Origin of the sequence: Pseudomonas sp., assembly GCF_002796985.1 — a bacterium.
Lineage (GTDB): Bacteria > Pseudomonadota > Gammaproteobacteria > Pseudomonadales > Pseudomonadaceae > Pseudomonas.
This window is the reverse complement of the sequence record NZ_PEKX01000017.1, coordinates 42,607-60,344: the sequence shown is the minus strand read 5'-3', so window position 1 is coordinate 60,344 and position 17,738 is coordinate 42,607. Positions and strand designations below refer to the sequence as shown.

The following is a 17,738-nucleotide window of genomic DNA, read 5'->3' as shown; positions in this document are numbered from 1 at the left end:
TTGTACCCCCTCCTCCACCCTCGGATGGAGGGGGGCTCCGGGCCGTGATGCACGATTCCAGAGCCTGGCCCGCCCTTTTGCAGGGTGGCGAGATCGAACGAGGGATATGGCCGAGGGGGAACCGCGCGGCTCCCCCTCGGCCCAGGTCATCCGCTCAGCGGATGAGGCCGTGCTTGCGAGCCCAGGACAGGGCGTCGTAGCGACTCGACACGCCGAGCTTGGCGAAGACGTTCTTCAGGTTCCACTTCACCGTTTCCAGGGAAATGTTCAGCGCCAGGGCAATGCGCTTGTTCGACATCGCCTGGCTGACCAGCTGCATGATCGCCAGTTCGCGCGGCGACAGGGTGGCGTGATCGGTGACCTCGCCACGGCGGAAGCGCGCCAGCAGCTCGTCCAGGTAGGCCGTCAGGTCGCTCTGGGCCACCAGGCGGCTACGGTGTGCGCTGAGCAGCTTGAATATCCCGCTGCCCTCATCGACGAAGGTCCGCACCAGACCGCTGCGCATCCCCAGTTGCAGGGCTTCGACCAGGAACGCCTCGGCGGCCACCTGCTGCCGCTGGGCACTGCAGCCCAGGGCCGAGAGCAGCAGCGCCGTCACCTTGAACTGCCCGCGCGCCATGCTCTGGGCATAGTCGCGCACGATCTGCAGCTCCTCCTGGACCACCGCATGGTCGCCGGCAGCCAGGGCCATGCGCGCCCGCGACAAGCGCACCATGATCGGAATCTCGCTCTGGAACCCCCTGGCGTCCTGGTACACCGCCTGCAGCGGGGCGATCCGCGCCAGGCAGGTCGACGCGCCCTCCTCATCGCCCTCGGCCAGTCGAATGCGCACTTGCTCGGCCAGACAATGGACGACGCCACGGTCCAGGCCGAGGCTGCGGAAATGCCGTTCCTGGCGCTCCAGGAACGCCAGCGCGGCCGCCGCCGACTCCTGCAACAGGTCCAGACGGGCCCGGCAGATGGTGGCGCGCAACATGGTATCGGGCATCGACCACTGCAGCAGGCCGACGCGATTGGCCAGAACCTCGCGCGCCTCATCGATGCGGTCCAGCTCGCAATAGATCACCGCCAGCGTGGCGGCGCACAGGTACGCGCTCGACGAATGGTGGCCATGGGCGGTCACCGCGCGGCTGAACAGGTCCTGACCGATTCGCAGGGCGTCGTCCATGCGCCCCTCGAGGAGGTAGCAGTGCGTCCTGGCCCCCTCCACCACCAGCGCCATTTCGTCATCGCGGTCGGCCGCCGCGATCGGGTTCTCATCCATGCAGCGCAGCGCATCGGCATGCCTGCCGGCCGCCGAATAGGCGATGGCCAGCATGGCCGACGGGCCGTAACGCACCACCGAATAAGCGTCGTTGCTGTGCCCGGCGCCCTCCAGCAGCTCGATGATGGGCTCGGAGCAGTCCCGCTGGATGGCGATGGCCGCCTGGACCATGCGCAAGTGCTGGAGCACGTCGCCGTCCTGGGTAGCGCCGCTGCGCTGGTACTCCTCCAGCCACGCCTCGGCCTTCGCCGGTCGCGCGGTCAGGACGTAGGCCAGGCAGCCACGGAAGAACAACCGCGGGTGGCGGAACAGGGTTTCCTGGGGAAGCCGGTCGAGCAGGCGCAGCAACGGCCCGACCTGGTCGAGCCCCCAACTGGTCGGCGCCGAACGCTCGACGACCTCGGCGGCAAAGTCCAGGTCGCCGCCCTGGGTCGCGTGGCGCAGCGCCTCGGCCAGCAGTTTGCGCTCGGCGAACCAGCGAGCCGCGCGCAGGTGCAGCTCGTTTACCAGGGTCGAATCGCGGCGCTCCAGGCGTGCGGCGAGAAAGTCGCCGAACAGCGGATGGAAGCGATACCAGGGCTGGCGGTCGTCGCCGACGATACGGAAGATCAGCAGGTTCTCGTCCTCGAGTCGCTGCAGAAGCTCGCCCGCATTCGAGCAACCGCTCAACTGCGCGGCCAGGGCGGCGTTGAAGCGGCGGCACAGGCTGACGCATTCCATGAACCGGGCCAGTTCGGCCGGCAGGTGCGCCATCACATCCTCGGCCAGGTAGGTCTGCAGGTCGTCGGACTTCCAGCCCAGGTCGCGCAGCGTGCGCCGCGCTTCCGGGCGTCCGCGCAGCAACAGCACGATGAGCTGCAGGCTGGCAGGCCAGCCGCTGGTCAGCTCATAAATCAGGTGAACCTCCTCGGCATTGAGCTTCAACGCCGCGAGATGCGCCTCCAGAAACGCCCGGGTTTCGGCCAGGTCGAACGGCAGGCCGGCGCAGTCCACTTCCAGCACCTGATCCAGCAGACGCAGCCGGCTCAGGCTCAGCGGCGGCTCCGCGCGGCAGGCGATGACGAAGTGCAGGTTCTCCGGGCAATGATCGAGCAGTTTCTGCACCAGCCGGTGCGAGCGCGAATCGCTGACCAGGTGGTAATCGTCCAGCACCAGGTACAGCTGTTTGCGCAGATTGGCCGCGCCTTCGACGATGGCGGCCACCAGGCCATCGAGCGACTCGCCGCTGGCCCCCTCCAGGGGAATGTCGTTCTCGATGTCGATGCCCAGCTGCTGCAGGGCCGCCCGCAGGTAGGTGAAAAACGAGGCCAGGTGCCGGTCTTCGCTGCTGAGGCTCAGCCAGGCCACCTCGGCGCGCGCCTTGAGCATGGTCTGCCGCCACTGCACCAGCAGCGTCGTCTTGCCGAAGCCGGGACTGCCGACGATCACGCCGACCGAGCAGTGCTCCATCCGCTGCAGTTGCTCCAGCAGGCGCTGGCGTGGAATCGAGTTGGGGCTGACGCGCGGCGGCGCCAGCTTGGTGGAAACGAGCAATTTGTCGGGGTGCATTATTATTCTTGGCCCTCTGGTTATCCCCGCCGTCAGCGGGTAGCCGAGGCGGCCGGACGAAGTGGAGGCGGCCCGCGTGGGACGGCCTCCAGCGTGCCAGGGAGCCATATTGCCCCCCCTTCCCGCAAAGCGCACCCCCCTCTCTTAGGGGAGAGACGCCGATACCCCGCCCGCGCTATCGCGCAGCGCCGCGTCGCCCGTGGCTGCGCTTGGCATCGGCGATGTTTTCCCCCCATTTGGGGCGGGTCATGCCATCCGACGTCCACGGCATAGTGCAGTTGTCAGCGCCACTCCTGGATTCGGAGCCACCCATGCAAGAAGTCGTAACGATCAACGCCAGCGCTCACGGCCAAGCCACGGGTATCCCGAACGCCGTGCCATCCTGCCGGTGCGGGTCGTCCCGCCAGCAACAGGATTATGCCTGCGGTAGCTCGTCGGCGTCGGCGTCGGCGTCGGCTTCGTCCCGTTACCGCTACCCGATGCTCGCTTGCCTGCTGTTGCTGATGAGCCTGGGCTGCTGGTTCTAGGTCGCGCCCGAGCAACCATCCCCCCTCCGGGCGGTCGTGCGGGCAAACTGCCAGCACGACCGCCTTGCCGGCCTCAGAATTGCTCGTCGGCCATTGCCAGGGGGCTGTCCCCGCCGTGAACCAGCGCATGGGCCAGGGACCCGGTGCGCGGCAGCAGGTGTTCGGCATAGAAACGCGCCGTGTGCAACTTGGCCTGGTAGAAGCCGATCTCGCTGCTGCCGGCTGCCAACTGGCGCTGGGCGACCAATGCGGAGCGCGCCAGCTGCCAGCCACCGGCCACCAGGCCTAGAAGCTCGAGGAAGGGCACCGCGCCCACCGACACCTGGCGCATCTGCCCATCGAAGTTGACGACGATATGCTCCACCGCCTGCTGCAGGGCACCGATGGCTTCGCCCAGGCGGCTGGCGATGGCCGCGAGCTCCGGGCTATCGGCGAGCAGCAGCGACAGCTCGACGTCACGCATGCGCTCCACCAGCCGGGCGATGGCCTGGCCGCCGTCGCGGGCGATCTTGCGGCCGATCAGGTCGCCGGCCTGGATGCCGGTGGTGCCTTCGTAGATGGTGGTGATGCGCGCATCGCGCAGGTGCTGGGCGGCGCCGGTTTCCTCGATGAAGCCCATGCCGCCGTGGATCTGCACGCCGAGGGAGGCGATGTCCACCGCGTTCTCGGTGCACCAGGCCTTGACCACCGGGATCATCAGGTCGACGAAGGCCTGCTCCTGCCGGCGCTGTTCGCCGTCGGCGCCTCGCTCGGCGCAATCCATGGCGGTCGCCACCTCGCAGGCCAGGGCGCGCATCGCCTCGCCCCGCGACTTCATCGACAGCAGCATGCGGCGTACGTCCGGATGGCGAATGATCGCCACCTTGTCGCGGCTGCCGGTACCGGCTTCGGTACCCTGGATGCGTTCGCGGGCATAGCCGACGGCACGCTGGTAAGCACGCTCGGCCAGGCCGACGCCCTCGATGCCGACCGAGTAGCGCGCCGCGTTCATCATGATGAACATGTATTCCAGGCCACGGTTCTCCTCACCGACCAGCCAGCCGACGGCCCCCTCGTTGTCGCCAAAGGCCAGCACCGCGGTGGGGCTGCCATGAATCCCGAGCTTGTGTTCGAGGGACACGCAACGCACATCGTTGCGCGCGCCCAGGCTGCCGTCGGGCTGCACCAGGAACTTCGGCACGACGAACAGCGAGATGCCCTTGACCCCTTCGGGCGCGCCGGGGACGCGGGCCAGCACCAGGTGCACGATGTTCTCGGTGAGGTCGTGTTCGCCGTAGGTAATGAAGATCTTTTGCCCATGAACACGGTAGGTGCCGTCACCCGCAGGTTCCGCGCGGCTGCGCACGGCGGCCAGGTCCGAGCCCGCCTGCGGCTCGGTCAGGTTCATGGTGCCGGTCCAGTGGCCGCTGATCATCTGCGGCAGGTAGGTTTGCTTGAGATGATCCGAGCCACGCAGCTCGATGGCCTCGATGGCGCCTCGGGTCAGCATGGGGCACAGCCCGAAGGAGACGTTGGCGGCGTTCCACATCTCCTCCACCAACGCCGAGACCAGGCGCGGCAGCCCCTGTCCTCCGAACTGCGGATCGCAGGACAAGGCATTCCAGCCGCTGGCGACGAACTGCTCGTACGCATCGCGCCAACCCTCGGCGGTGCGCACCTCGCCCTCGTTCCAGCGCGCGCCCTGGCGATCGCCAACACTGTTCAGCGGCGACAGCACGCCTTCGGCGAAGCGCCCGGCCTCGGCAAGGATGGCTTCGGCGAGGTCCAGGCCCAGGTCTTCCTGTCCCGGCAACTGGCGAACCCGCTCCAGGAAGCCGAGTTCATCGAGCACGAACCGCATGTCACGCAGGGGGGCGTTGTATTCACTCATCACATTGCTCTCTTGGTACTCAATAGACGAAGAAGCCCCGGCCGCTCTTGCGACCGAGCAGACCCGCGGCGACCATTTCCTTCAACAGCGGCGCGGGGCGGTACTTGGGATCGGAAAAACCGTCGTGGAGCACCTGCATGATGGCCAGGGTGGTGTCCAGGCCGATCATGTCGGCCAGGGCCAGCGGTCCGATGGGATGGTTGCAGCCCAGGCGCATGCCGGTGTCGATGTCGGCGGCGCTGGCTACTCCCTCCTGCAGTACGAAGATCGCCTCGTTGATCATCGGGACGAGAATCCGGTTGACTGCAAAGCCCGAGGCGTTGCGCACGCTGATCGGGCTCTTGCCCAGGAGCTTGGCCAGCGCCAGGGCGGCGTCATGCGTGGCGTCGGAGGTCTGCAGGCCGCGGATGATCTCCAGCAGGGCCATGACCGGAACGGGATTGAAGAAGTGCAGGCCGATGAAACGCTCGGGCGAGCGCACGCAGGCGGAGAGTTCGGTGATGGAGATCGACGAGGTATTGGTGGCGATGATCGCGTCCGTCGAGATCAGTTCGTCCACCTGGCGCAGGATGCGTCGCTTGAGCTCCAGTTGCTCGGTGGCCGCCTCGATCACCAGGTCCGCGCCGGCCAGGCTGGCATAGTCGGTGCTCGTCTGAATCCGGGCCAGGGCCTGGTCCTTATCGGCGGCGCTCAGCTTGTCCTTGCTGACCAGGCGATCAAGGCTGGCGGCGATATTCGCCATGCCACGCGCCAGCGCGGCCTCGGTGATGTCGATCAGGGTCACGGGCAGCCCCGCGCAGGCACAGGCCTGTGCGATACCGTGTCCCATGGTGCCGGCGCCGATGACGCCAATCCGTTCGAAGTTCATGTGCGGGTTCCCCGGTCTGTCAGTGTTCGATGGCCAGCGCGACGCCCCGGCCGGCGGCGATGGCGGCCTGGCGCGCCGGGTTTTGCCCGGGACCAGCGGTACGGGTTGCGGCGACTATGACGACTTCTTGCATGGCGACTCCGAATTCAAGGGGCAGTGCGGTGAGGCTGCACTATGCCCTGGCTCCCGGACGGAAGAACCCGCCCGGAATTGGGGGGACCATGAACCACCGCCGCGCCAACCAGGCCCCATGTTCCGGACGGTCCGGCCGGTCTGGCGCAGCGCCTCGACCAGGGAGATGGGGCGCGCCTGACGCTTTGCCTGTTGCTGCCGGCACTGGCGCCATGTGCTCCCGCCCGCCGACGAACTGCTGCAACGCCCCGCAGCGCACGCATCGTGGCCTCCCCCTGCTGGAACCCGGCAGGGCGCGAGGATCATGGCCCTGCCGGCAAGTCTTGCGCGCCGCTACCCGTGAGGGGACGAAACACTGGCACCCAATGGCAAATCACTGGCGTCACCGGCCAATCTGCGCGCTCGCCGCTCAGGCATGTTGTCACCAGGCATGACGACAATGATCGAGGATGAAACGATGGGTGATAACGACAAGAACGGCGTCAGTCGCCGCGGCTTCCTGCGCAATGCGGGGGTGGTCGGCGCAGCGGGCGCGGCGCTGGCGGTGGGAGCGATCGATGCGGCGAGTGCCAGCGAGCGCAAGGAAGTCGCCGGGCGCACGGGCCTGGACTACGACGTGATCGTGATCGGCGGCGGCTTCGCCGGGGTGACGGCGGCCCGGGACAGCATGAAGAACGGCTACCGGACCTTGCTCCTGGAGGCCCGCAACCGCCTTGGCGGGCGCACCTTCAGCAGCGAGTTCGCCGGCCACAAGGTCGAGCTCGGCGGCACCTGGATCCACTGGACGCAGCCCTTCGTCTGGGCCGAGACGCAGCGCTACGGGCTCAAGCTCAAGGAGACCCCGGAGCCCTTCCAACGGGAAGAAGAGCACGTGCGCCTGGTGCTCAACGGCAAGAGCGTGGAACTGGAGCAGAAGGACCTCATCGCCGCCATGCAGGCCCTGCAAGCCTTCTTCGCCGACGCACCGAAACTCTGGGAGCGCCCCTACGACGCCCACCACAACTGGAAGGATCTCATCGCCGCGGACCCCGTGAGCGTTACCCAGCGTCTCGATCAGCTCAAGCTCACACCGTTGCAGCGCAGCTTTGTCGACGCGTACATGTCGGGAATCGGCCATAACGTCTGCGACCAGGTTTCCTACGTGGAGATGGCGCGCTGGTGGTCGCTGCCGGGCTGGAACATGACCGCCCTGGTCGACTCGTGCGGCCGCTACTCGTTCAAGGACGGCACCGTCAGCCTGATCAACGCGATGATCGACGACAGTAAGCCCGAAGTGCGCCTCTCCACCCCGGTGACCAAGGTCGAGGACAAGGGCGATCGCGTGCTGGTGACCACCCAGAAGGGCGACACCCTCACCGCCGGCGCGGTGATAGTGGCCGTGCCCATGAACGTGCTGCCACGCATCGATTTCACTCCGGCGCTGGACCCGGCGCTGGTCGAGGCCGCCAAGGAGAAACACAGCGGCAGCGGCGTAAAAGTCTATGTGAAGACCAAAGGCAAGCTGGAAGGCAAGATCACCGGGGTGGCCGATTCGGCACATCCGTTGAACCTGACGGCGGTGTACACCAAGGCCGAGGACCACACCATCTTCGTCTGCTTCGGCAACGATCCGCAGAAACTCGACATCCAGGACCGCGAGGCCGTGCAGAAAGCCTTCGGCAACCTGATCCCCGATCTGGAAGTGGAAGAGTGCTACGGCTATGAGTGGACGCTCGACCCGTTCGCCAAGGGGACGTATTGCAACTACAAGCCGAAATGGTTCGGCAAGTACTACGACCACTTCCAGAAGGATCGCGGCCGCGTGCTGTTCGGCCAGGGCGACCACGGCGAAGGTTGGCGCGGCTTCATCGATGGCGCGATTGGCGCCGGTGGCAAGGCGGCGCTGCGCACCAAGACGCTGCTTGGCTGACGGCCGATTCGCGGCTCAGGCCTGGCTCTGCTGGCGGAACTCGCGCGGGGTCAGGCCTGTCCAGCGGCGGAAGGCTCGGGTGAAGGAGCTGGCCTCGTTGTAACCCAACTGGTGGGCTATCTCGGTAAGGCTGCGCACGGTGCCGCTCACCAACTCGATGGCCCGTGCGTGGCGGATATCCTCGACCACATCGGCGAACTCCAGCTCCAGCTCCCGCAGGCGCCGCTGCAGCGTGCGCTTGCTCATGCAGAGCTCGCTCGCCACCTCATCCAGTCCGATGTTGCCGCTGCTCAGGTTGGCCAGGATGACCAGGCTGAGGCGGCTGCTCAGGTCGATGTCGGCCAGGCGCTTGCGGCGCTCCTCCTCCAGGCCCGGCAGTAGCGCCTGGTACAGGCGTGGATCGGCGCTCACCAGCGGCTCGTCGAGCATTTCGCCTGGCCAGACCAGCAGGTTGCCCGGCTGGCCGAAGCGCAGGGGGCACTGGAACACCTCGTGGTGCAAGCTGATGTCGGCCGGCTGCGGATGGGCGAAATCCGCGCGCAGCAAAGCGTACTTGCCGAGAGTCATCTCGCGCAGCCGCACGCACAGGCCGCCCAGCGCCAGTTCGGCATCCTGGCGCCGGTGGATGATGCCGGGGTCGGACAGGCGGTAACTGATTTCCAGGCGCCCGCCGCGCAGGCACCAGCTCAGTTCGTTGGCCTGGGCGTGCACCACCAGGTAGCGACTGGCGCAGTCCAGCATGGTGCGCACATCCGGCGCCGCGCGCAGGGCGTGGCCGAATCCGCCGAGCAGGCTGCCGGTAACCGGCACGCCCAGCTGGCCGATGCCCATGCGCAAGCCGAGGCACGGTTCGCTTCGCTGCGCGACCAGTTCCAGCAAGGCGTTGTACTGGCTCAACGGAATCTTTGCCGTGGGGTCGTCGAGCACCTCCTCGCCCAGGCCGACCTCGGCGAGGTACGGGCGGAAGATAGCTTCGTACTGCTGAAGTATCGACTCGGCGTAGACCGTGTATTTCAGACGGGACATCGAAGCACATCTCCTGGGCACGGTTGACTACGGATGATCGTTCCGGTGGCACCTCGGAACACCCGGCCCACTTGCGGACGCGAACCGTAACAAAGCCTCGAAAACTCACGCAAGTTCAGGCCAACAAGGTGTCGATCACCGCCGGCGATTTGGCACGCGAAGACAACTCCTTGGCGCTGTCGGGAGATTCGCCAAACCCCGCCTCCACTAACGTTTACAGCTAGGCTGCCCCGTACCTTGGCCCGCGGGGCTGCAAGACTGGAGAATGCGATGCGAATCCGACTGTCCTGCCTGGCGCTGCTGGGTACCTTGCTGATGATACCCCTGGCACAGGCCGAAGAGCCGCCGCCGAACATCGTGGTGATTCTCTTCGATAATCTCGCCTATGGCGAACTCGGCGTCTACGGCGGCGGGGTCCTGCGCGGCGCCGAGACCCCGACCATCGACCAATTGGCCGCCGAAGGCATCCGCCTGACCAACTTCAACGTCGAGGCGCAGTGCACGCCGTCGCGCTCGGCCCTGCTGACCGGACGCTTCCCGATCCGCTCCGGCACTTACCGGGTGCCCAGCGGCGGCGCTCCGGACGGTCTGACCCTGTGGGAAGTGACCCTCGCCGAGTTGCTCTCCGAGCGCCATTACGCCACTGGCATCTGGGGCAAATGGCACCTGGGCAGCAGCGAGGCGCGCTTCCCGACCAACCAGGGTTTCGACGAGTTCTACGGCGTCCCGCGCACCTACGACGAGGCCATGTGGTCCAATGCCGACGCCGCCGAAGGCCTGCAACCGGGTATCGGCAGCAAACAGGGCTGGGACGAGCAACGGGTGCCGGCGCAGTACATCTACGAGGCACAGCGTGGTCAGACACCGCGCAAGGTGAAGAAGCTCGACCTGGACAGCCGGCGGACCCTGGACGAAGAGATCGCCAAGCGCGCCAGCGCCTTCATCCAGCGCAACGCGGCCGCCGGCAAGCCATTCTTCGCCTACGTCCCCTTCTCCCTGGTGCACATGCCGACGCAGCCGAATCCGGCCTTCGTCGGCAAGACCGGCAACGGCTCCTGGGCCGACGCCCTGGCCGAGGTCGATTACCGCGCCGGACAGATCCTCGACGCGCTGAAGACCGCCGGGGTCGAACGCAACACCCTGGTGATCCTCGCCAGCGACAACGGCGGCGAGGCCGAGGCCCCCTGGCAGGGAGCCAACGGGCCCTGGCGCGGCACCTACTTCACCGCCATGGAGGCCAGCCTGCGCGCGCCCTTCATCATGCGCTGGCCGGGGCATGTGCCGGCGGGGAAAGTGAGCAATGAGATCGTTCACATCGTCGACCTCTACACCACCCTCGCCCATGCCGGCGGGACCAGCACGCCCAGCGATCGCCCGGTGGACGGCGTCGACCAGATGCCCTTCCTCACCGGCCAGCAGCCGAAGTCGAACCGCGAGGGCTTTCCGGCCTACGTCAGCGATCGCCTGTCGGCGGTCAAGTGGCATGACTGGAAGCTGCATTTCTACTTGCAGGACAACATGTTCGACCCGCCGCAGCAATTGCCGATACCGCGCCTGTACAACCTGCTGACCGACCTGCGCGAAGAACACAATGTGGTGATCGAGAACACCTGGGTCGCGCACCCGATGATGCGCCTGGTCGCCGACTTCAAGGCGAGCCTGAAGCGCTACCCGCCCATCGAAGCCGGCACGCCCGACCCCTACCTCCCGCCTCAGTGATTCCCCTGCCCGGCCTCGCGCCGGGCGTCCCCGATTGGCATCGAAAGACAAGTCTCTGGCGTTGCCCAACGATTCACCCCTGCCTGGCGAATGTCACCGTTCGGTCCTGTCAAAGCCAACCGGGGACACCACCATGCATCACCTGATTCGCCCACTGGCCGGCGCCGCCGCGCTGCTCGTCAGCCTCGCCGGCCAGGCCGCCGAATGCGACGCCGACGCCGGCCAGAAAGTCTTCCAGACCAAGTGCAGCGCCTGCCATGCCCTGGACGCCGACCACGTCGGCCCACATCTCTCCGGCGTGGTCGGCCGGCCCATCGGCTCGGTGAAGGGTTTCACCTACTCCGCCGACCTGGCCGGGGCGAAAGGTAGTCACTGGACCGTCGAACAGCTCGACCGCTGGCTTCAAGCCCCCGCGCAGATGTTCCCCGACACGGCAATGGCCTTCGGCGGCCTGCGCAATGTCGGGGAACGCCAGGCCGTGCTCTGTTACCTGCAGAAGAACGGCTGACCCCGCGCCTGCACCGCAGGCCTCCGCTCTGGCGGGTACGCCAACACCCGCCGACACGTTGCACAGCCAAAACAAGGAAAATAAACCCGTGCATATCACCCCCCTCAAACGTTGCCTTCTGGCAGCGGCGGTTTCGGCCGCGACGGCTCCGGCAGTTGCAGTCACCTTCGACATCGGCGAGGTCCACGGCCAGTTCGATTCGGCCCTGTCGATCGGCGCCAGCTGGCAAACCCAAAGCTCCTCCCAAAGCCTGATCGACACCACCAACGGCGGCCATGGTTTCTCCTCTTCCGGCGACGATGGCCGCCTGAACTTCAAGAAGGGCGAAACCTTCTCGAAGATTTTCAAAGGCGTGCACGATCTTGAGCTGCGCTACCAGGACACCAGCGTTTTCGTGCGTGGCAAGTACTGGTACGACTTCGAGCTGAAGGACGAGAATCGCCCCTTCAAGCAGATCAGCGACGATGGCCGGGAGATGTCGGCCCGCTCCTCCGGCGCCGAATTCCTCGACGCCTTCATCTCGCAGAAGTACGAGATCGCCGAGCATCCCGGCAATGTTCGCCTCGGCCAGCAGGTCGTGAGCTGGGGTGAGAGCCTGTTCATCGGCAACTCGATCAACTCGATCAACCCCCTGGACGTCGCCGCCCTGCGCCGCCCCGGCGCGGAGCTCAAGGAAGGCCTGATCCCGGTCAACATGCTCTACGTGTCCCAGGGGCTGAGCGAAAGCCTGAGCCTGGAGGCCTTCTACCAACTGCAGTGGAAACCCTACGCCCTCGACAACTGCGGCACCTTCTTCGGCGCGGACCCGATCGCCAAGGGGTGCAACCGCAACCTCAATGGCGGCCTGGCGGGCGTTCGCCCGCTCCAGCCAATCGCCGCCAATGCCGGACTGGGCTTCGACATCACCGACCCGGAGGGTGTGGTGGTGGGGCGCGAGAAGAACAACGACCCGCGCGACAGCGGCCAGTACGGCCTTGCCCTGCGCTGGCTCGGCGACGGCGCCGAATACGGTGCCTACTACATCAACTACCACTCCCGCTCGCCGAAATTCAGTCTTCGCACCGCCAGCGGTGTGACCAATTTCATCCAGAACGATCCGGGCTACGCGAACCTGGAGGCCAGTGATCCGGATGCCGCCTTCGCCCTGGGCCTGGCCACCGGCGCAGGCAACACCCGCTACTTCCTCGACTACCCGGAAGACATCCACCTCTACGGCCTCAGCTTCGCCACCACATTGCCCACGGGGACCGCCTGGAGCGGCGAGCTCAGCTACCGCCCCAACATGCCGGTGTCGATCAACACCGCCGACCTGTTCGGCGGCGCACTGAACCCGACCTTCCGTGCCCTCACCGGCAGCAACGCCGAACCCACCGTGCAGGCCGAAGAAGGCCAGGTCCTGCAGGGCTGGAAACGCAAGGAAGTGACGCAGGTACAGACCACCTTTCTGCACCTGTTCGACCCGCTGCTGGGCGCTGACTCTCTGAGTGTCGCCGCCGAATTCGGGCTGACCCACGTGGGTGGCCTGGAGTCGCTGGATAAGCAGCGCTACGGCCGCGACTCGGTGTTCGGCGACATCTCCCAGGGCGGACGCCACGGCTACTACACCGCCAACTCCTGGGGGTATCGCGCCTTCACCACGCTCAAGTACAGCGACGTGTTCGCCGGCGTGAACCTGGCTCCCAACCTGTTCTGGTCCCATGACGTCGACGGCTACGGGCCGGTCTTCAACGAAGGCGCCAAGTCCGTGGGTCTCGGCCTCGACGCCGACTACCGCAACACCTACACCGCCAGCCTCAGTTACACCAACAACTTCGGCGGCGATTTCAACACCGACATCGACCGCGACTTCGTCTCGCTCAGCTTCGGCGTGAACTTCTAGACCCTTTCAGGAAAACAATCATGCAAACGATCATTCACAAGGGTTTCATCCTGGCACTGAGCCTACTGGCCAGCCAGGTAATGGCGGCTGTCCCGGCGGACGAAGCGGCCAGGCTGGGCACCACGCTGACGCCCCTGGGGGCCGAGAAGGAAGGCAACGCCGCCGGCAGCATCCCGGCCTGGACCGGCGGCCTGCCCAAGGACGCCGCCCCGGTGCAGGCCAACGGCTTCCTCGGCGACCCCTTCGCCAGCGAAAAGCCGCTGTTCGTCATCACCAGTGCCAACGCCGAGCAGTACAAGGCCAACCTGACCGCGGGCCAGATGGCCCTGTTCAAGCGCTACCCGCAGACTTACCGGATCCCGGTGTACCCCACCCACCGCTCGGCCAGCGTTCCGCCGGCAGTCATGGAGGCGGCAAAACAGAGCGCGCTGAACGTGCAGCCGATCAACGGCGGTGATGGTCTGAGCAACTTCAGCGGCAGCGGCTACTACGCTTTCCCGATTCCGAAGAACGGTGTCGAGGTGGTGTGGAACCACATTACGCGTTACGTGGGCGGCAACTACAAACGCAGCTACATCCAGGCCACCCCCCAGGTCGACGGCGCCTATACGCCGGTACGCTTCGAGGAGGAGCAGGTCTATCCGAAGCAGATCAGCGACCTGCCCGCCGAGCGCCAGGACAACCTGCTGTATTTCGTCAAACAGCGCGTCACCGCACCGGCACGCCTGGCCGGCACCGTGGTGCTGGCCCACGAGACCCTGGACCAGATCAAGGAACCGCGCCTGGCCTGGGTCTACAACGCCGGCCAGCGTCGCGTACGGCGTGCCCCGCAGGTCGCCTACGATGGCCCAGGCACTGCCGCCGACGGCTTGCGTACCGCCGATAACCTGGACATGTTCAACGGCGCCCCCGACCGTTACGAATGGCAGCTGGTGGGCAAGAAGGAGCTGTACATCCCCTACAACAGCTACCGCCTAGAATCCACCGCGCTGAAGTACGACGACATCATCAAGGCTGGCCACATCAACCCGGACCACACCCGCTACGAGTTGCATCGCGTCTGGGAGGTCGTCGCAACCCTCAAGCCGGGCCAGCGGCACGTCTACGCCAAGCGCCACATGTACATCGACGAGGACACCTGGCAGATCGCCGAGGTCGACCACTACGACGGCCGCGGTCAACTCTGGCGAGTAGGCGAAGGACACGCGCTGTACCGCTATGACCAGCAGGCCAGTTACCTGGCAGCCGAGACGCTGTACGACCTGTTCTCCGGCCGCTACATCGTTCTGGGCCTGCGCAATGAGGAGCCACGGAGCACCCAGTACGGCTTCAGCGCGAAAACCTTCGACTTCACCCCGGCGGCCTTGCGCACCGACGGCGTGCGCTGAACCAGCGACATGCAGTAGACACCGGCGGTGCTCCCCGCTGGTGCCCCGGCAGGGCTCCATGCATGCCTTCCCTCGCCGCCCTTCGGGCGGCTTTTTTATTGAGCGTCGCGCGGAGCATGCCCAGCCAAGCGGGCAATGGTCTATTCGGAGCGGGTGATTCTCCTCAACTTGAGCGGCTCTGGTTGTTATCTGCGGCCTCAGCGAAGGGTTTCATTCCACGGCCGAGCTTCTATACGCAACGTACCGGTCACGCCGGGGCGCACGGCTTGTGCAATGGGAATGTCAAAACCGATGCCGCTTCCGCCAGCCAGTGGCCTGCTGTTGGCGGTGACTCCCGGCTTGCCTGGATTGGTCTCCTGGAAGCCGTACTTCAGGCTCCAGCCCACGGGGGATGCCGGGTCACGTATGGCCTCGACCAGTATCTGCTTCTGCAGGATGTAACTGCCCTCGTAGTGCCGCTTGAGAAAGAGCACGCCGTCCACTTCGTAATCCGGCACGAGGATGCGTAGTTCAAAGGCGAAGCTCACGGATTTCGAGACTTTCACGCTCTTGTCCGGGTCGAGGAAGACCGAAAAGAGATGTGGGCTCTGGCTCCGGTCCGGCGGTCTCACTGCGCCCGGCGCGCCTGGGAACAATTGCTCGTAGGTGCGGAAGATCGCCGAGTTCTCGCGCACTTCACGCCGGGTGACCTGCCACTGGCTGCCGCGGACGCTCACCGCGACTTCGAACTGGTAGGACGCCCTCACCTCGCGACCTTCCTTCATCTGTTTATCGACTTCGACCGGCAGGGTGATGTCGTCGATATCCAGCACGCCATCGAAGCGCAATTTGCCGAACAGGAAACGGGTGAGGTTCTGGAAACCCTCCTCCGAGTTGACGATGCCGTAGTACCCCGAGTGGCTGCGGTGAACGAACGCCCTCGGCGAGGTGACATCCTGGCCATCTGCGCCCAGGCCATGGGTCGTGGCGTTCTCGATGCGCACCAGGCCGTCGCTCTCATCACCCGCCGCCCAGGCCGATGCGCCGGCCAGCACCCGGTAGTCCTTGGGGTTGGTGCCCACCAGGTTGAAGATCCGCTCGGCCGGAAATCCGCGCACCTGTGAAACATCTTCCGTGCCCGCCGGCAGGGCCAGGTACTGGGCCATGCGCTCGCGGTTGAAGTTGTTGACGTCGCCGAAGGTCAGCCAGCCGGGCACATTGCGCACGATGCGCATGTCGATACCGTTGTGCGGCGTGGCGTAGGTGAACAGCTTGTCGACGGCATCCCGGGCCTCCTGCGAGCCCAGGCTGGCATTCTGCAGGAAGGCACGGCAGACCAGGCCGCCCATGGAGTGCGAGACCAGATGGACGCGGAAGTTCTGCGCGGTGACGCCATTGGCAATGTTCTCGGGGTTCACCAGGACCTTGCGCTTGAGGGTCAGGATCAGGTCGTTCAGGCCCTGGGCAAAGTGCGTGATCGGTGGCGTATCGCCCGAGCCGAACACCTCCGAGGCTGCGTCGTAATAGCGGTGGATGACCACGCAGCGATAGGGAACCGCTTCATTGCCGGCGCCGAGCTTGTCGAGCCCGTCGAAATACAGATCGTCGTACTGGTACTCGCCCATGAGGCGCACCAGCGGCGATTCGAAGTAGAAACGCTGCGTTTCGCCCGTCCAGATCCTGCGCGCACGGGCGGAGCCGATATTGAAACCCATGTAGGGGTCGGAGACGGTGTCCTCGATTTCGCCGGAAGTCGCAGCAAAACCGCGTACGTAGATAATCGGGTGGAAGGGATGGAGGGGCGAAGCAGGCATGGTGGCGCTCTCCTGGCTGGCAGTGGTTGGGCGTGGACCCAGACTCCGTGACGAGGAGCAACCTCCCGCTTGCTTTCGCAAAGCCACACCTGCTCGTCGGCGCTGACCTGTAGGGTTAGTCGAGGGTGATGCGGGCGTCTACCGAACGCGGTGAACGGACGACGAATTGCACCCGACGGCCGTTCGCCGACTGCCCTGGCGCAACCATCTGCGTGCCAGGGCCCGGCGCTGTTTCCCGGCCGCCCGGTCGGAAAACTCGGCCGGCTTGTATGCCAGACGCAGCTATCCTCATGATGGAGCCCGCCCATCCGGGGCGGACGCTGCCAAGGGAGGCTTCTTGAATCGGACTCAACTGCTCATTGCATCCTGCCTGTCGCTGCCATCACTTCTGGCCCATGCCGGTGATGCGGGAACGTTCCTGCACGGCCGCGTCTACGAATTACGCCGCGAGGCCTCCTCGCCCATCTGTGTCGAATGGCCTGCCGGATGGCGTATGGGGCCAGGGCGGCGATTACGTTCCCGATGGCGATCACTTGAGCGCAGACGGCAACGTACTGATCACCTCGGCCGTCTACAAGCCCACAGGCGCCCGGGTTTCATACACGTTCTACAAGAGCCGGCAGTCCTGCCAGGCCGAGTTGTCCGCGCAGCCGGTCGACACCGCCAAAGCCGTTCCGGCAGGCGCCGATGGCCAGGGGAGCTACGTCGACAAGTTGCAGCGCGATTTCGGCGCCCGGCTGTATTTCAGCTCCGCCGAGGCCGAAGCCCTGGTGAAGAAGATCAACATCGACTGCAAGGCGCCCGACGGCCGCTACCTGCCACTCTACAACGCGCTGCTGGCTCGTCTGGATGAGGCCAGCACGCCCGACGCCTGGATGGAAACCAGCGTGGTCCAAAGCGGCAAGAAGCTGCGGGTGTTCGACAGCGTGCGCCTGAAAAGCGGCAAGGAACTCACGCCGCAGTTAACCCTGGAAGTCAACGAATGGGGCGGTTACGAAGCCCACGGTGTCCGCGCGCAGGCGCTGTCGAACGCCTGCTTTGGCTCCTACGGTCCCATCTGGAAACTCTAGCTTCGCGCGTTGCCCTCGTAAGTATTTGAATCTGCTGGCGTTGTATTTCGCGACGGGTCTTCCGCGCTTAAGCTCGCCGGCCGGCAAAAAGCCACGGATCACCCATACTCCATTTCACGTTGCCCCCAGCGACTGCCCTCGCGGAGAAAGCGCCTCCGCGAGGCGAATGCGTGAGCGGCGCGGCACCCGTCCCTGTTCTCTTGCCTTCAGGAAGCCAGGCAGGCCCGGGGTGCCGGT

General features: G+C 65.8%; 11 protein-coding genes. 6 read left to right on the top strand and 5 right to left on the bottom strand.

The features are described 5' to 3' along the window. Nucleotides 1–154: 154 nt before the first annotated feature. From CTR55_RS20340 to CTR55_RS20330, 3 genes are all read right to left on the bottom strand, one after another. Complete coding sequence (locus CTR55_RS20340) at nt 155–2,812, bottom strand: LuxR C-terminal-related transcriptional regulator (protein ID WP_296288794.1); 2,658 nt, start codon at nt 2,810–2,812, stop codon at nt 155–157. 600 nt (nt 2,813–3,412) lie between these two features. Next, on the bottom strand, nt 3,413–5,209 hold the full coding sequence (locus tag CTR55_RS20335) for an acyl-CoA dehydrogenase C-terminal domain-containing protein (protein ID WP_296288793.1): 1,797 nt from the start codon (nt 5,207–5,209) through the stop codon (nt 3,413–3,415). A gap of 19 nt (nt 5,210–5,228) precedes the next feature. After that, nucleotides 5,229–6,077 carry a 3-hydroxybutyryl-CoA dehydrogenase gene (locus tag CTR55_RS20330; protein WP_296288791.1) on the bottom strand — a complete coding sequence of 283 codons (849 nt, stop codon included), beginning with the start codon at nt 6,075–6,077 and terminating at the stop codon, nt 5,229–5,231. Nucleotides 6,078–6,666: 589 nt separating this feature from the next. Here CTR55_RS20330 and CTR55_RS20325 point away from each other — a divergent pair. Continuing rightward, complete coding sequence (locus tag CTR55_RS20325; RefSeq protein ID WP_296288790.1) at nt 6,667–8,118, top strand: NAD(P)/FAD-dependent oxidoreductase; 1,452 nt, start codon at nt 6,667–6,669, stop codon at nt 8,116–8,118. 15 nt (nt 8,119–8,133) lie between these two features. On the opposite strand, the gene CTR55_RS20320 is transcribed toward CTR55_RS20325, so the two are convergent. Next, nucleotides 8,134–9,144 (bottom strand): AraC family transcriptional regulator ligand-binding domain-containing protein, encoded by a 1,011-nt coding sequence (locus CTR55_RS20320; protein ID WP_296288789.1) that lies wholly within the window; start codon nt 9,142–9,144, stop codon nt 8,134–8,136. Nucleotides 9,145–9,414: 270 nt separating this feature from the next. Here CTR55_RS20320 and CTR55_RS20315 point away from each other — a divergent pair, with 270 nt between their 5' ends. From CTR55_RS20315 to CTR55_RS20300, 4 genes are all read left to right on the top strand, one after another. After that, a complete protein-coding gene (locus CTR55_RS20315; RefSeq protein WP_296288788.1) occupies nt 9,415–10,863 on the top strand; it encodes an arylsulfatase in 1,449 nt (482 codons plus the stop codon). 133 nt (nt 10,864–10,996) lie between these two features. Then, on the top strand, nt 10,997–11,371 hold the full coding sequence (locus tag CTR55_RS20310) for a c-type cytochrome (RefSeq protein WP_296288786.1): 375 nt from the start codon (nt 10,997–10,999) through the stop codon (nt 11,369–11,371). 88 nt (nt 11,372–11,459) lie between these two features. After that, nucleotides 11,460–13,250 (top strand): DUF1302 domain-containing protein, encoded by a 1,791-nt coding sequence (locus CTR55_RS20305; protein WP_296288784.1) that lies wholly within the window; start codon nt 11,460–11,462, stop codon nt 13,248–13,250. 20 nt (nt 13,251–13,270) lie between these two features. Then, the gene (locus CTR55_RS20300) at nt 13,271–14,638 is read left to right on the top strand and encodes a DUF1329 domain-containing protein (protein WP_296288782.1); all 1,368 of its coding nucleotides are present in this window, start codon (nt 13,271–13,273) and stop codon (nt 14,636–14,638) included. A gap of 197 nt (nt 14,639–14,835) precedes the next feature. Here the strand turns inward: CTR55_RS20300 and CTR55_RS20295 are convergent, their stop codons facing one another. Beyond that, nucleotides 14,836–16,431, bottom strand: coding sequence for a hypothetical protein (locus CTR55_RS20295; protein ID WP_296288780.1), 1,596 nt, complete (start codon nt 16,429–16,431; stop codon nt 14,836–14,838). A gap of 467 nt (nt 16,432–16,898) precedes the next feature. Here CTR55_RS20295 and CTR55_RS20290 point away from each other — a divergent pair, with 467 nt between their 5' ends. Next, complete coding sequence (locus tag CTR55_RS20290) at nt 16,899–17,501, top strand: hypothetical protein (protein ID WP_296288778.1); 603 nt, start codon at nt 16,899–16,901, stop codon at nt 17,499–17,501. Nucleotides 17,502–17,738: the final 237 nt, after the last annotated feature.

What these genes read in the sequence shown, in the direction of transcription:
- CTR55_RS20295 (WP_296288780.1), bottom strand. Translation starts at nt 16,431, where the DNA reads ATGCCTGCTTCGCCCCTCCATCCCTTCCACCCGATTATCTACGTACGC.
- CTR55_RS20310 (WP_296288786.1), top strand. Translation starts at nt 10,997, where the DNA reads ATGCATCACCTGATTCGCCCACTGGCCGGCGCCGCCGCGCTGCTCGTC.
- CTR55_RS20325 (WP_296288790.1), top strand. Translation starts at nt 6,667, where the DNA reads ATGGGTGATAACGACAAGAACGGCGTCAGTCGCCGCGGCTTCCTGCGC.
- CTR55_RS20315 (WP_296288788.1), top strand. Translation starts at nt 9,415, where the DNA reads ATGCGAATCCGACTGTCCTGCCTGGCGCTGCTGGGTACCTTGCTGATG.
- CTR55_RS20320 (WP_296288789.1), bottom strand. Translation starts at nt 9,144, where the DNA reads ATGTCCCGTCTGAAATACACGGTCTACGCCGAGTCGATACTTCAGCAG.
- CTR55_RS20340 (WP_296288794.1), bottom strand. Translation starts at nt 2,812, where the DNA reads ATGCACCCCGACAAATTGCTCGTTTCCACCAAGCTGGCGCCGCCGCGC.
- CTR55_RS20335 (WP_296288793.1), bottom strand. Translation starts at nt 5,209, where the DNA reads ATGAGTGAATACAACGCCCCCCTGCGTGACATGCGGTTCGTGCTCGAT.
- CTR55_RS20300 (WP_296288782.1), top strand. Translation starts at nt 13,271, where the DNA reads ATGCAAACGATCATTCACAAGGGTTTCATCCTGGCACTGAGCCTACTG.
- CTR55_RS20330 (WP_296288791.1), bottom strand. Translation starts at nt 6,077, where the DNA reads ATGAACTTCGAACGGATTGGCGTCATCGGCGCCGGCACCATGGGACAC.